This is a genomic window from Variovorax sp. (genome assembly GCF_965279555.1).
Classification (GTDB): Bacteria; Pseudomonadota; Gammaproteobacteria; order Burkholderiales; family Burkholderiaceae_C; genus Variovorax.
Genome location: NZ_OZ257247.1, coordinates 5,380,248 through 5,397,389, shown reverse-complemented (window position 1 = coordinate 5,397,389; position 17,142 = coordinate 5,380,248). Strand labels below are relative to the sequence as shown.

Here is a 17,142-nt window from a genome sequence, read left to right as displayed (position 1 = left end):
GTATGACGCTTCTATGAATTGCTCAGCTTCCCGTCAGGTTGAATCGATCTACCTGACGGCACGCCATACACGCAAAAATCAGGGCGCCGGCAACTGCCTCGGCCAGAGAGCCCACAGCCGCAGCGGCTGGTTCATGCTCGCCGCAAGCCGCCCGGCGTCGGCGCCGGTGCCGGCAAAGTAGTCGGCCCGCACGGCTCCCAGGATCGCGCTGCCGGTGTCCTGCGCCACCACCAGCTTCTGCAATTGCGCAGCCGGTCCGTTGGATGCCAGCCACACCGGTGTGCCGTAGGGGATGCTCTCGCGGTCGACCGCGATGGAACGCCCCGCGGTCAGCGGCACGCCCTGCGCGCCGCGCGGACCGAAGGCGGCATCGACCTCGCTCATGGTTTCTTCGCGGAAGAACACGTAGCGCGGATTGCTCCAAAGCAGTTGCGTCACGCGCTGGGGGTTCTGAGCGGCCCAGGCCTTGGTGTCGTCGGGCCACTTGCCGACCTTGGTCACGCCCTGGCTCATGAGCCATTGCTGCACGCTGCGGTAGGGCTGCTCGTTGGTGGCGGAGAAGGCCATGCGCACGGTGTGCTGGTAGCCGTTGGCCTCGGTGATGCGCAGCCGGCCGGAGCCCTGGATGTGCAGCATCAGCGCGTCGATGGGGTCCGCCATCCAGGCGATCTCGCGGCCGCGCAGGGCGGCCTGGGCTTCGGGCAGGGTCTCGATTTCCTGGCGCGTGTACCAGGGGCGGCGCGGGGCCAGGCCGTCGGGCGCCTGGTAGATCGGCACGTTGAAGGTGGCGGTGGGCACGCGCGAGGCCTCGTACACAGGCTCGTAGTAGCTGGTGAGCTTGCCTTCGCTCTGGCCGTTCAGCGCCTCGATGCGGTAGGGCTGCAGCCGGTCGGTCATCCACTGGCGCTGTTCTTCGGGGGTGGCGATGCTCAGCTGGCGCACGTCGCGGCACAGCGGCGCGAAGGCGGCATTGGGGCGCGAGCAGTTGGCCAGCAGCGCGATCCAGGCCTCGTGCAGCGGGTCTTCGCTGAAGCCCGGCAGCTCCGCCCAGCCGACTGGCACCCAGCGGCTCTTGGGATGCGCGAGCGAGCCGGTGAGCGGTCCGAGGTCGCGCGGCGGGCTGATGACGGGGGGGCGCGTCGGCAGGTCGGGTGCGCGCGGGCCGGTGGAACAGGCCGCGAGCGTTGCTACGATCAAGAGCCCGACCAGCCACTGGAGTCCATTTCTCATGGGTTTGATTCTGCTTGAAGCCCTCGCCGCGGGACTTGTGTTCATCTTGATCATCTGGTGGACCATGTTTTCCGGCCGCAAGAAGGGTGAATTGCACGACGAGGACGACACCGACCGGAAGCCGCCGCCAGAAGCGTGAATTGCTTGTGCAGTCCGTTACCGCCGCAACTTGTCGGAGAAGTACCCCATTGCTATTACTTTCGTAGCAATCATCGCAGCATTCATGGGCAATGGCGAAACTTTTCTTATTTTCCGTGGGGCTTTGAGGCCGTACCATCCGTGGCACCCGGGAGCTAAGCTGTGGCCCGCTTGACTCAACCCTGAAAGGTATCGCCATGAAAAAGTTCGTACTCGCAACCGCCGCCACCGCCCTCGTCCTCTCCGGCTGCGCCGGAGGCATGACAGACACGCAGCGCAACACCGGCATCGGCGCCGGCATCGGTGCACTGGGCGGCGCGGCCATCGGCTCCGCAACCGGCGGCAACCGCGGTGCCATCGGCACGGGCGCGGTGGTCGGTGCCGCGGCCGGCGCGCTCGGCGGCTACCTGTGGTCGCAGCGCATGGAAAACCAGAAGCGCCAGATGGAAGCCGCCACGCAGGGCACCGGCATCGCCGTGACCCAGACGCCCAACAACGAGCTGAAGCTGCAGATCCCGAGCGACGTGTCCTTCGACGTGGGCCGCGCCAACATCAAGTCGAACTTCGCGCCGGTGCTGGACCAGTTCGCGAACGGCCTGCGCAACAACCCGAACGCCGAGGTGCGCATCATCGGCCACACCGACAGCACCGGCTCCGACGCCATCAACAACCCGCTGTCGGTCGAGCGCGCAGCCAGCACGCGCGACTATCTGGTGGCGCGCGGCGTGAACCCGGGGGCCTTCCGCATCGAAGGCCGCGGCTCGCGCGAGCCGATCGCCGACAACAACAGCGACGCGGGCCGCGCGCAGAACCGCCGGGTCGAAATCTTCGTGGGCGAGCGCGCTCCGCAAGGCTGATCCAGCAGGGTGCCGGCGCGCATCGGCGCGCCAGCCACGCCACTCCACCGGGTAACCGGCCGCCTCCAAGAAGCCGGTACCCGCCATTTGTCCATTGGTCCATAGAGAAGAGGGAATCTCATGAGGAAGTTTGTCGTTTCGAGTGCGGCCGCGGCCGCGTTGCTGTTCATCGCGGGCTGCGCTTCGCAGTCGACGCCGCCACCTGCGCCACCGGCCGCCGAGGCGCCGGCACCCGCACCGGCGAACAGCTGGACCGCGCGCCTGGCCACGCTGAAGGCCGACCTCGAAACTTCGACCAAGGGCACCGGGGTGGTGATCGAGCAGACTGCCGACAACCAGCTGCACGTGCTGATCCCGAACGAGCTGTCGTTCGACACCGGCCGTGCCAACGTCAAGCGCAACCTCGCGCAGGTGCTCGACAAGGTCGCGGCAGGCCTGAAGAGCGCCACCGCCGCCAGCGTGCGCGTGGTCGGCCACACCGACAACACCGGCAGCGAAGACGGCAACGAGCGCCTGTCGGTGAGCCGTGCCGACAGCGTGCGCAACCACTTGGTGGCGCGCGGCGTGTCGACCACCGCCATCACGACCGACGGCCGCGGCTCGCGCGAACCGCTGGCCGACAACGGCACGGCCGCCGGCCGCGCGCAGAACCGCCGCGTCGAAATCTTCGTCGCAGAGAAAGCCTGACGGGCCTCTAGAGGTCCCGCAGGCGGTTGGCCAGTTCCACGGCCGACTTCACTTCCATCTTGTCGAACACGCGCGCGCGGTGGACTTCCACCGTGCGCACGCTGATCGCGAGCTGGTCGGCAATGAGCTTGTTGGGCAGGCCCTCGATCACGAGCCGCATCACGTCGCGCTCGCGATCAGTCAGCTCGGCAATGCGCTCCGACAGGCCGCGGCGCTGGCGCTGCAGCTTGAGCGCCTGCAGCGACGCATTCAGCGCATGCTCGATGCGGTCGACCAGCGCGTTGTCCGAGAACGGTTTCTCGCAGAAGTCGAACGCCCCGCGCTTCACGGCGTCGACGGCGGTCGGCACGTCGGCATGCCCGGTCAGGAAGATCACCGGCATGGCGGGCAGCAGGCCGCGCTCCACGAGCCGGTCGAACAGCACCAGCCCGCTCGTGCCCGGCATGCGCACGTCCAGCAGCAGGCACAGCGGCTGCTCGGGCAGCGGCCCCTGGTCGAGGAACTGCTCGAAGGCCTCCGCGCTGCCGAAGTGCTCGCTGGCCAGACGGCGCGAGCGCAGCAGCCAGGCGAGCGCTTCACGCACGCTGGCGTCGTCGTCCACGATAAAGATCAATCCATCGATCAGCGGTTGCATGCCATGAGGTCCAGCAGAAGATTGTTTGTGTGAGGGAAAAAGGCGCCGTCAAACCGCGGCCGGTAGCGTAAACCTGAAGACGGTGCCGCGCGGCTTGTTCGGCTCGAACACCAGCGCGCCGCCGTGCTGCTCCACCACCGTGCGGCACAGGCTCAGGCCGAGCCCCATGCCGTCGGCGCGGGTGGTGAAGAAGGGCGTGAAGAGCCGCTCGGCCACTTCGTCGCTGATGCCGCAGCCCAGGTCGGCCACCGAGAACTCGAGCCAGCGCCGGCCGTCTTCCTGCACCGTGCCGCCCACCGCCGCCGCGCGCGCCACGCGCAGTCGAAGCACGCGGCTGCCGACGTTGTCGGGGCTGTCCATGGCCTGCATCGCGTTGCGCGCGAGGTTCAGCAGCACCTGCTCGACCAGCGTGCGGTCGCACATGGCCGCGGGCAGGCGGTCTTCGAACACCACCTCGATGATCACGCCGAGCTTGCGCGCCTGCAGCCGCACCAGCGGCAGCACCGCGTCGATCAGCGCCTGCGGCGCGACCGGTTCGCGCGTGCGGTCGCGCCGGCGCACGAAGTCGTGCACGCTGCGAATCACCTGGCCGGCGCGGTCGGCCTGCTCGGCGATGCGCCGCACCGCCATCGCCACTTCGCCCTGGTCGCCGCGCGCATGCGGGCCGAGCAGGTTGAGCGAGCCGCTGGCATAGCTGGCAATGGCGGCCAGCGGCTGCGTGAGTTCGTGGCTCAGCAGCGACGCCATCTCGCCCACCGTGGCCAGGCGCGCGCTGGCCTGCAGGCGCTCCTGGCTGGCGCGCGACAGTTCCTCGATGCGGCGCTGCTCGCTCACGTCGATGAATGCGCTCATCCAGCCGGTCTGCACCTTGTGGGCGTTGATCAGCGGCGCTTCGAAGATCAGCACCGGAAAGCGCGTGCCGTCCTTGCGCATGAAGACCGACTCGAAGCCCTCGCGCGGCGGCATGCCGCCGGCCAGCCGCCGCGCCTGGCGCTGCTGGTATTCGTGCGCCAGTTCGGTGGGCCAGTAGGGCGCGTCGGGCGCCTCTGCGTTGCCGGCCATGAGTTCTTCGGGCGTGAAGCCGACCATCTCGCAGAAGGCCGGGTTCACGTAGGTGATGCGGCCCTGCAGGTCGCGCGCGCGCAGGCCGGTAATGACCGAGTCTTCCATCGCCTTGCGAAAGGCCAGCGCGTCGGCCAGGTCGCGTTCGGCGCGCAGGCGGCGGCGGGTGTCGCGCGCCAGCAGCACCAGCACCGACACCAGCGCGATCGAGATGGCCGTGACCAGCGCGGTGAGCATGTTCGGGAACAGGTCGGGCGCGGCGCGCCAGCCGTCCACGCGCAGCATCAGCGCGGTGCCCGGCAGGTCGATGAGCTGCTGCGAGGTGAACACGCGCGTGCCGGTGCGCCGCGAGGTGCCCAGCGCCACCAGCCGCGTGCCGTCGGCCTCGGTGAAGGCCACCTCCTGCCCGCGCGTGAGCGTGGGGCCGACCAGCTCGATCAGCGCGTCGCGCAGCGAGTAGCTGGCCACGAGGTAGCCGCCCGCGTCGATCGGCACGCAAAGCTCCATCACCTCGACGCCGCCGCCGCCCGCCACCGGCACGTAGTGGCTCGGCGAATAGGCCGGCGCGCCCAGCTTGCGCGCCGCCGCGCAGGCCAGCGTGACGTCGGACTGGTCGGGGCCGCGGCTGGCCTCGTCGAGGATGCGCATGCGGTAGGGCGTGTTGACGGCCTGCAGCGGGCGCAGCGCGGCGTCGCGCCATTCGAGCCGCAGCCACTCGCGGTGCTCGCGCAGCAGCGAGGCGGCGATGTCGCTCCACTGCCCCAGGTTGGCGCCCGGGGCCTGCGTGGCGCGCAGGCTCTGTGCGTTGCGCTGGAAGCCGCTGCGCAGGTCGGAGACGGCATCGGCGGTGTCGCGGTCGAGCGAGGCCTGCACCTGTTCGACCTCGTGCCGCCCCGCGAGCCACACCACCGTGACCAGCAGCGCCGACACCAGCACCGCCAGCAGCAGCCACAGGAACCAGCGCTGCCACAGCGAGCGCAGGCGCGCGAACGCGATGAGCGCCCATCGCCTCGGTGGGACGGTCAGCAGCGCATCGGGCATTGCTACAGAACGCTGTGCGAAAGCACGGGCAGCTGCGTGCGCGTGCGCGCGACCTGGGCGGCGTCGATGTCGAACAGCACCACGCCTTCTTCGGTGGCCTGTTGTGCCACTACCGTGCCCCAGGGGTCGACGACCAGCGACTGGCCCCAGGTCTGGCGGCCGTTCTCATGCGTGCCGCCCTGCGCGGGCGCGACCACCCAGGCGAGGTTCTCGATGGCGCGGGCGCGCAGCAGCACCTCCCAGTGCGCCGCGCCGGTGGTGCGGGTGAAGGCGCTGGGCACCAGCAGCAGGTCGGCGCCCTGTCTTGCCAGCGCGCGGTACAGCTCGGGAAAGCGCAGGTCGTAGCAGACGCTCATGCCCACGCGCCAGCTGTGGCCGTCGCGCGAGGGCAGATCGAACACCACGGGCTCTGCGCCGGGCGCGATGACGCGGCGCTCGTCGTAGCGCTCGGTGCCGTTGTCGAAGAAGAAGAGATGGATCTTGTCGTAGCGCGCCACGCAGCGGCCTTCGGGCGAGAAGGCGAGCGAGCTGTTGAACACGTGCTCGGCGTCGGTGCTCTCGATGGGCAGCGTGCCGCCGACGATCCACAGGCCGAACTCGCGCGCCGCGTCGGCCAGGAAGCCCTGCACCGTGCCCGCGCCGGCGGTCTCGCGCAGGCCGAGCTTGTCGGTGTCGCGCGCGCCCATCATGCAGAAATACTCGGGCAGCACCGCGAGCTCGGCGCCGGCTTCGGCGGCCTGGGCGAGCAGGTCGTGGGCGCGCGCGAGATTGGCCTCGCGGGCGATGGCCGACACCATCTGGATGGCTGCGACTTTCATTGCGTGGTCTCCGTTTTCTTGCCTTCGTCCGCGGTCGGCGTGCTGGGCAGCCCCGGCATGTTGGGAATGCCCTGGGGCAGCAGTTGCAGCGAGCGCGGCACCTTCGCTATTTTGGGGTCGGCCCAGGTGCCTTCGATATGGAACTCCTGCGTGGCCGCGGCCGACAGCGGCTTGCTCAGCACCCACTGGGCCAGGAAGGTGCCGAGCCCGACGGCCGGATTGATGGCGGTGGCCACCAGCGCGGCGGTGCCGGCGTTGATCTCGGGCACCACCACCACGCTCAGGTTCTGCGTCTCGCGCACGATGTCGGCCGAGCCGTCCATCAGCACGGCGGCGTTCACGCCCTTCATCTGCAGGTTGTTGGTGCTGGCGATGCCCTTGTTGATCTTCGCGTCGCCGCGGATGAAGTCGAAGGCGAAGCCCTGGCTGAACACGTCGCGGAAATCGAGCGTGAGCCGCCTCGGCAGGGCCTGCAGGCTCAGCACGCCGAGCAGCTTGGCCAGGCCAGGGTCGGCCTTGAGGAACTGGCCCTGCTCGACGTCGACCTGCAGCTGCCCGCCCAGGCTCGGGTAATCGAGCGAGAACGGCGAGCCGCGCCAGTTGACATCGCCTTCGAGCCGGCCGCGCCCGCGCCGCAGCACGCCCGGCATGCCGAAGCGGGTGAGCAGGTCGCCCGCGTCGACGATCTCGAGCTTGAAGGTCATTGCGGTGCGGCGCTGGCCGGCCGCGGCGCCGGGAATGGCGGCCCAGCTGCCCTTGGCCGAGAAGTTGGCGTCGGGCGTGCTGAAGGCCAGCTTGTTGAGCGCCCATTCGCGGCCCGCGCCGCCGCGGTTGACGGCATCGATCTCGGCGCGGCCCAGGCGCTTGCCGAGCAGCTCGAAGTCGTCCACCACGATGTCCAGGGCGGGCAGGGTGCCGGGCTGTTCGTCGAGCAGGGTCTCGACCTGCGTGGCCTCGGACGGCGCGATCTTCAGGCGCGCGAGCCGTGCATAGAGGCGGCCGGCCTGCGTGTGGCTGTACTCGGCGTAGCCGCTGAGTTCGGTGGCGTCGATGTTGGCGCGCCAGAGGGTGCCGTCGCGCGTGCCGCCGAGCACCACGTTGTGCAGCGTGCGCCCGGCAACGCCCAGCTGCTGCGCGCGCACTGCGATGCGCGTGGGCAGGTAGGCCAGCAGCGAGGTGTCGTCGGGCCGCTCGGCGGCTTCCGCGGCAGTGCCCGCGCCTGTCACGGCCGAGGAGGCATCGCCGGCCAGCGACTGCCACGCGCCCATGTCGAGCTTGGCGACGTTGATGTTCGCGAACACGCCTTTCTCGGGCAGGCTGGCGGTTTCGCCGGGCGCAAGGCCCACGCCGATGCTGCCGCGCGCTACGCGCGCCTCGCCGCCCACCAGGTCGCGCACGTACTGCACCGAGCCGACCCGGCCGAGTTCGAACGAGAGCTGGTCTTGCGTGGCCGAGCCCACGCCGGCGGCGCCTTGGCGGGTGTCGCGCGCCAGCACTTTCTTCTCGACGCGCAGCGGCATCTGCTCTTCGGCGGTCTTCATGAGCGGCGGCGGCAGTTGCAGCGCCAGGCCCTGCAGGCTGCTGGTGAGCGAGAACTCGGGTGTGCCGTCGCGCATCGAGAAGGTGGCGGCGAAGGGCGTGCTGCCGGTCGCGTTCTTCGCGAGGCGGGCGAGCCAGTCGACCTCGCGCGCGCCGCGCAGGCCGTCGGCCGTGGCGGTGCCCTGTGCCTTCAGCGCGACCTCCCGGTTGGGGCCGGAGAAGCGCCCGCGGCCTTCGATGCGGATGTCGCCGCCCAGCAGCCTGGCCTGCACGCCGGCCAGCGTGAAGCCGGTTTCGGTGAAGTTGAGCGTGCCCTTGGTCTGCGAGAACGACGGGGCCTCGGGCACGATCTGCAGCTCGTTGTCGGCCAGCGTCACGCTGGCCTGTACCTTGGCGTTGTCCATGGCCGCGAGCGGCAGTTCGAGATGCAGCTTGTAGTCGGCCGAACCGGTGGCGCGCGCGCGCTGCATGACCTCGCCGACGCCCCCCGTCTCGGTGCCGGCCAGCGGCGCGCCCACGCGCAGCACCTCGGCCAGCGGTCCCTTGGCCTGGGCATCGACGCGCAGTTGCGGCGCGTGGTGCGACAGCTCGGGGATCTGCGCCTCGGCCTTGGTCACCTCGACACCGGCGGTGCCGGCCAGGCGGCCGCGCGCGTTGCGCACCAACATGCTGTCGCGCTCGAACACCAGTTCGCCCGACAGCGCGGTGAGCGGCGGCCACACGGCCGGCGGCTTGCCGTTGCGCGACGGGGTGGCCGGCACGTGGGGCGGCGAATAGGCGTAGTCGACGTCCGCCACCTTGGCCACGATGCGGAAATCGCCCAGCTTCGGGTCCAGGAAGGGCATGTCGTGCAGGTCGCCGCGCACGCGGAAATCGACGCTGCTGGCCGTGCCCTTGGTGACGGCCTCGCGCACGTAGTCGCGCGTGTGCTGGGGAATGTCGAGCGGCAGGTAGCGGAACACGCGCGTGCCGTCGGCACGGGTCAGCTTGCCCTGCAGGTCGAGCACGCCGGGGTAGCGGCCCTTGCTGCTGGAGGTGGCGGGATCGCTGGTGCGCCAGCTGGCCTCGGCATCGCCTTCCGCGTCGACGTTGGCGAAGCGCAGCTTGGAGACCTGCAGCTGCGCATTGCCGTTGTCGAGCTTCCACTGCAACTGGGTCGAGAGCCGGTCGATCGGAATGACGGGCTCCTCGAACACGCCGGGGAATTCGAGCGTGCCCTGCGCGATGGCCAGCGTGGCGGTGCCGCCGGCGTGGGTGGCGTCGAAGTCGACGGTGGCGCCGCTCAGGCCGGGGGTGCCGGCATGGACCTTCGGCGCAGCGGCCGCGGCACTGGCCGATGTCGTGGTGGCGGTGGTAGCGGGGGTGGCGGTGGTGGCCGGAGCCGGCGGTGTGGCGGCTGCCGGCTGCGGCGTACCGGGTTGCGAAGCCACGCGCAAGCCGCTCACGCGGCCCTTGGCCTGGTAGCGGTCGGGCGCGCCCAGGGTGCCCTGCCAGTTGAAGTCGATGTGTTCGACCAGCCCGCGCGGCGCATAGGCCTCGAGCAGGCGGTGCGAGGCCTCGCCCAGCGGCAGCCGGTCGGCGATGAGCGCCAGTGCCGCGAGGTCGAGCCGGTCGGCGCGCAGCGCGCCGTGCTCGGGCGTGCGGCCCCTGGCGGGCGTGTGCTGCAGCCACAGGTTGCCGCCCGGCCAGCGCAGGCCGTCGCTGGTGTCGAACTGCAGCGCGGTGGTCGAGAACTCGAGCGTGTCCGCGGTGAGCCGGCCGGACAGCCGGCCGGTGACGCCGCGAAGCACCAGCGGCTGCAGCCCCTTGTCGAGCGAGACGTCGACCTTGTCGAGCCCCAGGTCGGCTGCGCCGCCGACGATCTGGCCGTCGTCCACGTCGGCCCACACGCGCAGCGCGCCGTTGCCTTCGCGGATGCGGGCGTCGAGCGACACGTACTGCCCGAGCCGGGTCACGTCGATGTAGGGCAGGTCGGCATAGAGCTGGCCGTCCCAGGTCTGCCAGTGGCCGCTGCGCATGGACAGCAGCGGCTGGCGGAACTGGCCGCGCAGCGTGAAGCGCTCGCCCCAGCCGGCCGGCGGCGTGGCGTCGAGCCGCACGCCGTGGCGCAGGCCGGTGTTGCGCGCGACGAAGCGCACATCGGTCAGCAGGAGGGGTTCGGCCTTGCGCTGCTCGTCGGTCCAGCGCACCGTGCCGCCTTCGATGACCAGCTCGCGCTGCGCGAAAAACCAATCGGCGCCGCGGGTCTCTCCGGTCGTGTCGGTCGCCATGTGCAAACCTGCCACATGGAGTTTTCCCTGAGTGTCGCGGCGCACGTCGAGCTGCGGACCCTCGATGTAAAGCTGCTCGAAATTGAGGCGCCAGAGCGAGCGCGGCGACACGCTGGCCACCACGCGCACGAGGCGCAGGGCTTCGCGCTTGTCGGCATCCTGCAGCACCACGTCGCGCAGCTCGAAGGCCGGGAAAAGCCCTTCGGAGCGGGCGGTGATCGACCCGATGCGGACCGGCACGCCGATGGCCTTGCTAGCCTGTGTCTCCAGAGCGCCGCGAAAATCGCCGATTCGCGGCACAATCCACGCGTGTAGGACAACGACTGACAGCGCCAGCAGAAGCCATGCAGCGATCAACAGACCCAGCAGCCAGCGCGCCGTCACAGCGGTTATTTTGAGCAGACGTGAAGGGGTAGACGCCGTGTCGTTCATTGAGGATCGCGCTGTGTCGGGAATTATGACCGCCAGCATTCAGAGGGGTTCCACGGAAACCAGCATCAGTGTGAACCAGTTGCCAGCCACTTCGACGCAAACAGCGTTCTCCTCCTACTCGCGCTTCGTGCAGCGCCTGCGTCGCAGGTATGCGGCCGAGCTTTCATTGCTTCCCCCTGGCGCGCCGCGGCGCGAGTCGATGACGGTGGCTTACGAGGCATTGCGCCTGCGTGGGGACAGCGTCGGCGATGCCCTGAGGATTGTGCGGCAGCTCGTGATGGAGCGGCTTGTAACTCTTGATTGCGACGCGCAGGCGCCGCTGGCCGTGGTGACCACCGCGGTCACCGAACTGGCCGAACTGGCACTAGACATCGCCTGCAAGGACGCCTGCCACGAACTCGACGCCTTGCACGGCGCGCCGCTAGGCCCCGACGGCCAGCGCGCGCAGCTGTGGATCGTCGGCATGGGCAAGCTCGGCGCGCGCGAGCTCAACGTGTCGAGCGACATCGACCTGATCTACCTCTACGACCTTGACGGCGACACCCGGGGCGACGCCGACGGGCGCGGCCGGCTGTCCAACCAGGAGTACTTCGCGCGTGCCGTCAAGCGCATCTACGCGCTGGTGGGCGACACCACCGAGCACGGCTTCGTGTTCCGCGTCGACCTGGCGCTGCGGCCCAACGGCAACTCGGGCCCGAGCGTGGTCTCGCTGGACGCGCTGGAAGAATATTTCCAGGTGCAGGGCCGCGAGTGGGAGCGCTTCGCCTGGATGAAGAGCCGCGTGGTGGCCCCGCGCGACGTTGTGCAGGCAGGCCAGGCCCAGTCGCTGCGCGGCGCGGTGCTGCCCTTCGTGTTCCGCCGCTACCTCGACTACAGCGTGTTCGATTCGCTGCGCGTGCTGCACCGGCAGATCCGCGAACAGTCGGCCCGCCGCAGCGCCGGCCGCCCCGAGCGCGCCAACGACGTGAAGCTGTCGCGTGGCGGCATCCGCGAGATCGAGTTCACCGTGCAGCTGCTGCAGGTGGTGCGCGGCGGCCAGTTCCCCGAGCTGCGCACGCGGCCCACGCTCGATGCGCTGCAGCGCCTGGCGCGCGCCAACCTGATGCCGCAGGAAACCGCCGACACGCTGGCCGCGGCCTACGAGTTCCTGCGCCGCGTGGAGCACCGCATCCAGTACCTCGACGACCAGCAGACCCATGTGCTGCCGGTGGCCGACGACGACCTGCGCTGGATCGCCCAGACCATGGGCTATGCCAATGGCTGTCCCTTCCTGGCGCAGCTCGACACGCACCGCGAGTTCGTCGCGCAGGAGTTCGACAAGCTGCTCGGCGGCGAGAAGCCCTGCAATGGCAAATGCAGCGGCAAGAAAGCCGCCGCCCCCGCCGAACTGGCCGACCTGCTCGACGACCTGCCGCAGGTCTTTGCCGAACGCATCCGCGACTGGTGCGAGCAGCCCCGGGTGCTGGCCCTGCGCGAGGAAACCCGTGTGCGGCTGCGCCAGTTGGTGCAGCGCACCGGCATGTGGCTCAAGGAGGCCGACGGCGACGGGCCGGGGCAGACGCCGCGCCACGTCGATGCCGCCATGCGCTGGGCCGACTGGATCGAGCCGCTGATGCGCCGCGAGAGCTATCTGGCATTGCTGGTCGAGCGGCCGGCCGTACAGGAACGCCTGCTGCGCCTGCTGGGCGCGGCCAGGTGGCCCGCGCGCTACCTGATGCAGCACCCGGGCGTGATCGACGAACTGGCGAGCGACGAGATGCTCTCCGGGCGCTTCGTGGCCGCAGAGTTCGAGCGCGAACTCGAGGCGCGCCACGCCTCGCTCACCCGCACCGGCGAAGCCGACGAGGAACGCCTGCTGAACCTGCTGCGCCACGCCCACCATGCCGAGGTGTTCCGCACGCTGGCACGCGACGTGGACGGCCGCATCACCGTCGAGCAGGTGGCCGACGACCTGAGCGCCCTGGCCGACACCACGCTGCGCGTGACCGCCCGCTGGTGCTGGCCGCACGTGCGCAACCGCCACCGCGAGGAGCCGCAGTTCGCGATCATCGGCTACGGCAAGCTGGGCGGAAAAGAGCTGGGCTACGGCAGCGACCTCGACATCGTGTTCGTCTACGACGATGACGACGAGCGCGCAGGCGAGGTGTACGCGGCCTATGTGCGCAAGCTCATCAACTGGCTCACGGTGAAGACGCGCGAGGGCGACCTGTTCGAGATCGACACCGCGCTGCGGCCCAACGGCAACTCCGGCCTGCTGACCACCAGCTTCGAGGCCTACGAAAAGTACCAGCTCGGCCGCGGCAGCAACACGGCCTGGACCTGGGAACACCAGGCCATGACCCGTGCCCGCTTCGTGCTGGGCAGCAGCGACCACGGCGCCGAACTGGGCGCGCGCTTCGACCAGGTGCGCGAGGCCGTGCTGGTGTCGCCGCGCAACCGCGAGGCGCTGAAGGCAGAGATCATCGCCATGCGCGAAAAGCTGCGCGGCGCGCGGCCGGTGAAGGCCGACCGCTTCGACGTGAAGCACAGCCCCGGCGGCATGGTCGATGCCGAGTTCGCGGTGCAGTTCCTGGTGCTGTCGTCCTCTGGCGAGCACCCCGAGCTGATCCCCAACGTGGGCAACATCGCGCTGCTGCTGCGCGCCGAACTGGCCGGGCTGCTGCCCGAAGGCGTGGGCCGCAGCGCGGCGCGGGCTTACCGCGAGCTGCGCCGCGTGCAGCATCGCGCGCGCCTGAACGAAGAACCGACGCAAGTCACCCCGCCCGCACTGGCCGCCGAGCGCGACGCCATGCTGGCGCTCTGGAAGGCGGTATTTGGCTGACGGCGCCCGCACCCCCATGACCACCGCGCTGGCCGCCTGCGCGGTGGCCGTCGCCGTCTTCCTCGCGGGTTGCGCGAGCGGCCCGCGCTCCGCCGGCGGTGGTTCCAGCGGCCGCGACGGCCCGGGCACCAACATTCCTCCCGACCTGGCGCGCGTGCCCGACGCCGAGCCCCGCATCGAACCCATCCGCACCAACGGCGGCACCGCCAGGCCCTACACGGTGCTGGGCCGCGGCTATGCGCCGATCACCGACGACCAGCCGTTCCGCGAATCGGGGCTGGCCTCCTGGTACGGGACCAAGTTCCACGCCCAGTCCACGTCGAGCGGCGAGCCCTACGACATGTACGCCATGACGGCCGCGCACAAGACGCTGCCGCTGCCGAGCTATGTGCGCGTGCGCAACCCGGCCAACGGACGCGAGGTGATCGTGCGGGTGAACGACCGTGGCCCCTTCGTCGACGGCCGTGTCATCGACCTGAGCTACACCGCCGCGCTGAAGCTCGACCTGCTGCGCGGCGTGGCGCCGGTGGAGATCGAACGGATCACGAACGAGGACATTCGCACCGGCGCCTGGCGGCGGGACTCGGGAACGGCGTATGCGGCGGCAGCGCCCGCGGCCGCTCCCGCTGCGCAGTTCGTTCCGGTGCGGGTGGCGTCATCCTCGTCCTTGTCGCGTCCGTCGAACGCGCAGCAGCCTGTGGCCGTGCCCGCCCAGTGGGCGACGCCCATCGCCGCGAGCAGTAGCGGCTACAACGACCTGCCACCGCCTGCCTCCGCGATGCCGGTCGCGCCGCAGACGCCGATCGCCACCATGCCGCCGGTGGGGGCCGAGCCGGAATCGGCGCAGTCTCCGCCATCCATTCCGCCGTCGCGCCCCGCCATCGTGGTGACCGACCTGGCGCCGCTGCAGGCCGCGCCTTCGTCACCGCCGCCGTTGCCTGCGGGCGCACCGGCGCCCTCCACCGCGCTGCAAGGGTTCTGGGTGCAGCTGGGCGCGTTCCGCGAGCGGGATGGCGCCGAGAGCATGCTGAACCAGGCCGCGCACGGCCTGCCTTCGCTCGCGCCGCAGCTGCGCGTGTTCAGCGAGGCGGGCACGCACCGGCTGCAGGCCGGGCCGTTCCCGTCGCGCAGCGCGGCCGGCGAGGTGGTCACGCAGTTGCGCGACAGCCTGCGCATTGCGCCGATGGTGGTGGAGCGGCGCTGAGCCTTCAGGCGATCGCCTTGGCCGCGACGGGCAGGCGCATGCCGACACCCAGGCGGTTCCAGCTGTTGATCTGCGCAATCGCCACCGAGAGTTCGGCGATTTCCTGGTCGTTGAAGTTGGCCTTCAGCGCGGCGAACTCTACGTCTCGTTCGTCGTGGCGGTCGGCCAGCCGCGTGAGCGATTCGGCCCATGCCAGCGCGGCACGTTCACGTGCGCTGTAGAAGCTCACCTCGCGCCAGGCCGGCAGGCTGTTGATGCGCTGCCATTCCTCGCCCTGCTTGCGCAGGTCGCGCACATGCATGTCGAGGCAGTAGGCGCAGCCGTTGATCTGCGAGACACGTGCGAAGACGAGATCGATCAACACGTGGCCGAGCGTGCTCGACTCGAGCGTGGCGTTGACCGAGAGGAAGGCCTCGAAGGACTTCGGGGCGAGCTTGGACCAGTTGAGGCGCAAAGTGGGGTTCATGGGTTTCTCCAGTTGGGTTGCAATGAAATCTGCCTGCTTACCCACTGAAGACGGGCGGGCCCCGCGCCCTGTGACACGCCGCGCGAACTATCTCGAAGAAAAAAGCTGTGCGATGCGCGCCAGCTTGTCGGGGTTGCGCTGCGCGCGGATGCGCACGATGCGGCCGTCTTCGATCTCGAAGGTCTGGGCCGATTCGAGTTCCCCGTCGAGAAAGCGCAGCATGCCCGGCTCGCCGTTGATGTCGACGATTTCCATGCGCACCGCCGGCCCCATGCGGCGCCAGAGCGCAAAGTAAAGCTGCGCCACGCGCTGGCTGCCATGCAGGCTCTTGCTGAAGGTCTGCACCTTGCCGCCGCCGTCGCCGATGAGTTCTGCGTCCTCGGCCATCAGCGCCTTCAGGTCTTGCAGGCTGCCGCGTGCGGCGGCATCGGCAAAGGCGCGCAGCAGGCGTTCATGAGTTTCGCGCGGCACGCTGAAGCGAGGGCGCCCTTCCTGCACCTGGGCCTTGGCGCGGTGCACCAGCTGCCGGCAGGCGGCCTCGCTCTTGCCGAGGGTGCGGGCGACCTCGTCGTAGTCGGCATCGAACACCTCGCGCAGCAGGAAGGCGGCGCGGGCCTCCGGGGCAAGGCGCTCGAGCACGGCCAGGAAGGCGACGGAGATGTTGTCGGCACGCTCGAGCAGTTGCTCGGGCGTTGCGGGGGAATCGGGCGCATCGGTGAGCGTGGGCTCCGGCATCCAGGCGCCGATGTAGTGCTCGCGCTGGACCTTGGCGGCGCGCAGCCGGTCGATCGACAGGCGGGTGACGACGGTCACGAGCCAGGCCTCGGCGCTGTCGAAGGTGTCCTTGGCGGCTTCATGCCAGCGCAGCCAGGCGTCTTGCACGACCTCTTCCGCCTCGGCGACGGAACCGAGCATGCGGTAGGCGATGCCCTGCAGGCGAGGGCGGTGGCGGTTGAAAGTGAGGGTGGCGTCGTCCATGGCTGCTAGACGGCTGGCGCACGCGCTTTGTGACACGCGCCCCAAAAAAAACGCCCCGGGGTGCGGGGCGAGTTCTTTTCTTATGCGCCCTGGTATTCGGGCTTGGGGCCGAGGGAAGCGGCCAGTTCCTTGCGGTAGCGGTTGAGTTCCTGGACCGTCTTGAAGCTGCGGTTCATGAGCAGGCTAAGGTTGTGCAGGATGCGCTCGCCGACCTTGGTTTCCCAGACGGCGTCGAACTTGATCTGCTTGTCGAGCCAGTGCTCGAGCCAGTCAGGGTCGGGCATGCGGCTCTGGATGGTGTCGTTGGGGAACAGCGCCTTGTTGACGTGCAGGTTCGTCGGATGCAGGGCCTGTGCCGTGCGGCGGGCGCTGGCCATGAGGACGCCGACCTTGGTGAAGGCGGAACGGGCCTCGTCGCCGAACTTTTCCATTGCGCGCTTCATGTAGCGCAGGTAGGCGCCGCCGTGGCGGGCTTCGTCCTGGCTCAGCGTCGTGTAGATGTGCTTGATGACCGGCTCGGTGTGCCACTGGGCGGCACGGCGGTACCAGTGGTTGAGGCGGATTTCGCCGCAGAAGTGCAGCATGAGGGTTTCAAGCGGGGGCGCCGGGTCGAAGTCGAAGCGCACCTCGTGCAGTTCGGCCTCTGTGGGAGCGTGCTTGGGGCTGAAGCGCTTCAGGTACTCCATGAGCACCAGCGAGTGCTTCTGCTCCTCGAAGAACCAGATCGACATGAAAGCCGAAAAATCGCTATCGTGGCGGTTGTCGCGCAGGAACATCTCGGTGGCCGGCAACGCCGCCCACTCGGTGATGGCATTCATCTTGATGGTCTGCGCCTGCTCTTCCGTCAGCAAAGAAGCGTCGAACGACTGCCAGGGAATGTCCTTGTCCATGTCCCAGCGGACGGATTCAAGTTGTCTGAAAAGTTCCGGATAGAGCATCAATGTCTTTCTATGGCCGTCGATTTT

General features: G+C 69.5%; 13 protein-coding genes. 5 read left to right on the top strand and 8 right to left on the bottom strand.

What is annotated here, in order from left to right; translation table 11 throughout:
- Nucleotides 1-78: 78 nt before the first annotated feature.
- Entirely contained in the window at nt 79-1,230 is a 1,152-nt protein-coding gene (locus ACQY8B_RS25300; RefSeq protein WP_422084447.1) for a murein transglycosylase A, read from the bottom strand.
- Between ACQY8B_RS25300 and ACQY8B_RS25295 the strand changes: the two genes are divergently transcribed.
- From ACQY8B_RS25295 to ACQY8B_RS25285, 3 genes are all read left to right on the top strand, one after another.
- Nucleotides 1,229-1,369: a hypothetical protein gene (locus ACQY8B_RS25295; protein ID WP_172839868.1), complete on the top strand. Its 141-nt coding sequence runs from the start codon at nt 1,229-1,231 to the stop codon at nt 1,367-1,369. The two genes, ACQY8B_RS25300 and ACQY8B_RS25295, sit on opposite strands and share 2 nt — an antisense overlap.
- Nucleotides 1,370-1,565: 196 nt before the next feature.
- Nucleotides 1,566-2,225, top strand: coding sequence for an OmpA family protein (locus ACQY8B_RS25290; RefSeq protein WP_081268757.1), 660 nt, complete (start codon nt 1,566-1,568; stop codon nt 2,223-2,225).
- Between the two features lie 120 nt (nt 2,226-2,345).
- Complete coding sequence (locus ACQY8B_RS25285) at nt 2,346-2,912, top strand: OmpA family protein (protein ID WP_422084446.1); 567 nt, start codon at nt 2,346-2,348, stop codon at nt 2,910-2,912.
- A 7-nt stretch (nt 2,913-2,919) separates the two neighbouring features.
- Here ACQY8B_RS25285 and ACQY8B_RS25280 read toward each other — a convergent pair whose 3' ends face one another.
- Genes ACQY8B_RS25280 through ACQY8B_RS25265 form a run of 4 tightly spaced genes read right to left on the bottom strand, consistent with a single transcriptional unit; the run spans nt 2,920 to nt 10,708 of the window.
- Complete coding sequence (locus ACQY8B_RS25280) at nt 2,920-3,546, bottom strand: response regulator transcription factor (protein WP_422084444.1); 627 nt, start codon at nt 3,544-3,546, stop codon at nt 2,920-2,922.
- Nucleotides 3,547-3,594: 48 nt separating this feature from the next.
- Complete coding sequence (locus ACQY8B_RS25275) at nt 3,595-5,649, bottom strand: two-component system sensor histidine kinase NtrB (protein WP_422084442.1); 2,055 nt, start codon at nt 5,647-5,649, stop codon at nt 3,595-3,597.
- 2 nt (nt 5,650-5,651) lie between these two features.
- On the bottom strand, nt 5,652-6,467 hold the full coding sequence (locus ACQY8B_RS25270; RefSeq protein ID WP_422084441.1) for a carbon-nitrogen hydrolase family protein: 816 nt from the start codon (nt 6,465-6,467) through the stop codon (nt 5,652-5,654).
- Nucleotides 6,464-10,708 carry a YhdP family protein gene (locus ACQY8B_RS25265; RefSeq protein ID WP_422084440.1) on the bottom strand — a complete coding sequence of 1,415 codons (4,245 nt, stop codon included), beginning with the start codon at nt 10,706-10,708 and terminating at the stop codon, nt 6,464-6,466. The genes ACQY8B_RS25270 and ACQY8B_RS25265 overlap by 4 nt, the downstream gene beginning before the upstream one ends.
- Before the next feature lie 25 nt (nt 10,709-10,733).
- Between ACQY8B_RS25265 and glnE the strand changes: the two genes are divergently transcribed.
- Nucleotides 10,734-13,529 carry a bifunctional [glutamate--ammonia ligase]-adenylyl-L-tyrosine phosphorylase/[glutamate--ammonia-ligase] adenylyltransferase gene (gene glnE, locus ACQY8B_RS25260; protein ID WP_422084439.1) on the top strand — a complete coding sequence of 932 codons (2,796 nt, stop codon included), beginning with the start codon at nt 10,734-10,736 and terminating at the stop codon, nt 13,527-13,529.
- Entirely contained in the window at nt 13,522-14,733 is a 1,212-nt protein-coding gene (locus ACQY8B_RS25255) for a septal ring lytic transglycosylase RlpA family protein (protein ID WP_422084438.1), read from the top strand. Before glnE ends, ACQY8B_RS25255 begins: the two co-directional genes overlap by 8 nt.
- A gap of 4 nt (nt 14,734-14,737) precedes the next feature.
- Here the strand turns inward: ACQY8B_RS25255 and ACQY8B_RS25250 are convergent, their stop codons facing one another.
- From ACQY8B_RS25250 to ACQY8B_RS25240, 3 genes are all read right to left on the bottom strand, one after another.
- On the bottom strand, nt 14,738-15,199 hold the full coding sequence (locus tag ACQY8B_RS25250; protein ID WP_422084437.1) for a carboxymuconolactone decarboxylase family protein: 462 nt from the start codon (nt 15,197-15,199) through the stop codon (nt 14,738-14,740).
- Nucleotides 15,200-15,286: 87 nt separating this feature from the next.
- The gene (locus tag ACQY8B_RS25245) at nt 15,287-16,177 is read right to left on the bottom strand and encodes an RNA polymerase sigma-70 factor (protein WP_422084436.1); all 891 of its coding nucleotides are present in this window, start codon (nt 16,175-16,177) and stop codon (nt 15,287-15,289) included.
- Nucleotides 16,178-16,257: 80 nt separating this feature from the next.
- Nucleotides 16,258-17,115, bottom strand: coding sequence for a ferritin-like domain-containing protein (locus ACQY8B_RS25240; protein ID WP_237678033.1), 858 nt, complete (start codon nt 17,113-17,115; stop codon nt 16,258-16,260).
- Nucleotides 17,116-17,142: the final 27 nt, after the last annotated feature.

Excerpts from the sequence above, each read along its gene's own strand:
- ACQY8B_RS25240 (WP_237678033.1), bottom strand. The coding sequence starts at position 17,115 with ATGCTCTATCCGGAACTTTTCAGACAACTTGAATCCGTCCGCTGGGAC.
- ACQY8B_RS25270 (WP_422084441.1), bottom strand. The coding sequence starts at position 6,467 with ATGAAAGTCGCAGCCATCCAGATGGTGTCGGCCATCGCCCGCGAGGCC.
- ACQY8B_RS25300 (WP_422084447.1), bottom strand. The coding sequence starts at position 1,230 with ATGAGAAATGGACTCCAGTGGCTGGTCGGGCTCTTGATCGTAGCAACG.
- ACQY8B_RS25295 (WP_172839868.1), top strand. The coding sequence starts at position 1,229 with ATGGGTTTGATTCTGCTTGAAGCCCTCGCCGCGGGACTTGTGTTCATC.
- ACQY8B_RS25245 (WP_422084436.1), bottom strand. The coding sequence starts at position 16,177 with ATGGACGACGCCACCCTCACTTTCAACCGCCACCGCCCTCGCCTGCAG.
- ACQY8B_RS25290 (WP_081268757.1), top strand. The coding sequence starts at position 1,566 with ATGAAAAAGTTCGTACTCGCAACCGCCGCCACCGCCCTCGTCCTCTCC.
- ACQY8B_RS25250 (WP_422084437.1), bottom strand. The coding sequence starts at position 15,199 with ATGAACCCCACTTTGCGCCTCAACTGGTCCAAGCTCGCCCCGAAGTCC.
- ACQY8B_RS25265 (WP_422084440.1), bottom strand. The coding sequence starts at position 10,708 with ATGAACGACACGGCGTCTACCCCTTCACGTCTGCTCAAAATAACCGCT.
- ACQY8B_RS25280 (WP_422084444.1), bottom strand. The coding sequence starts at position 3,546 with ATGCAACCGCTGATCGATGGATTGATCTTTATCGTGGACGACGACGCC.
- glnE (WP_422084439.1), top strand. The coding sequence starts at position 10,734 with ATGACCGCCAGCATTCAGAGGGGTTCCACGGAAACCAGCATCAGTGTG.
- ACQY8B_RS25285 (WP_422084446.1), top strand. The coding sequence starts at position 2,346 with ATGAGGAAGTTTGTCGTTTCGAGTGCGGCCGCGGCCGCGTTGCTGTTC.
- ACQY8B_RS25275 (WP_422084442.1), bottom strand. The coding sequence starts at position 5,649 with ATGCCCGATGCGCTGCTGACCGTCCCACCGAGGCGATGGGCGCTCATC.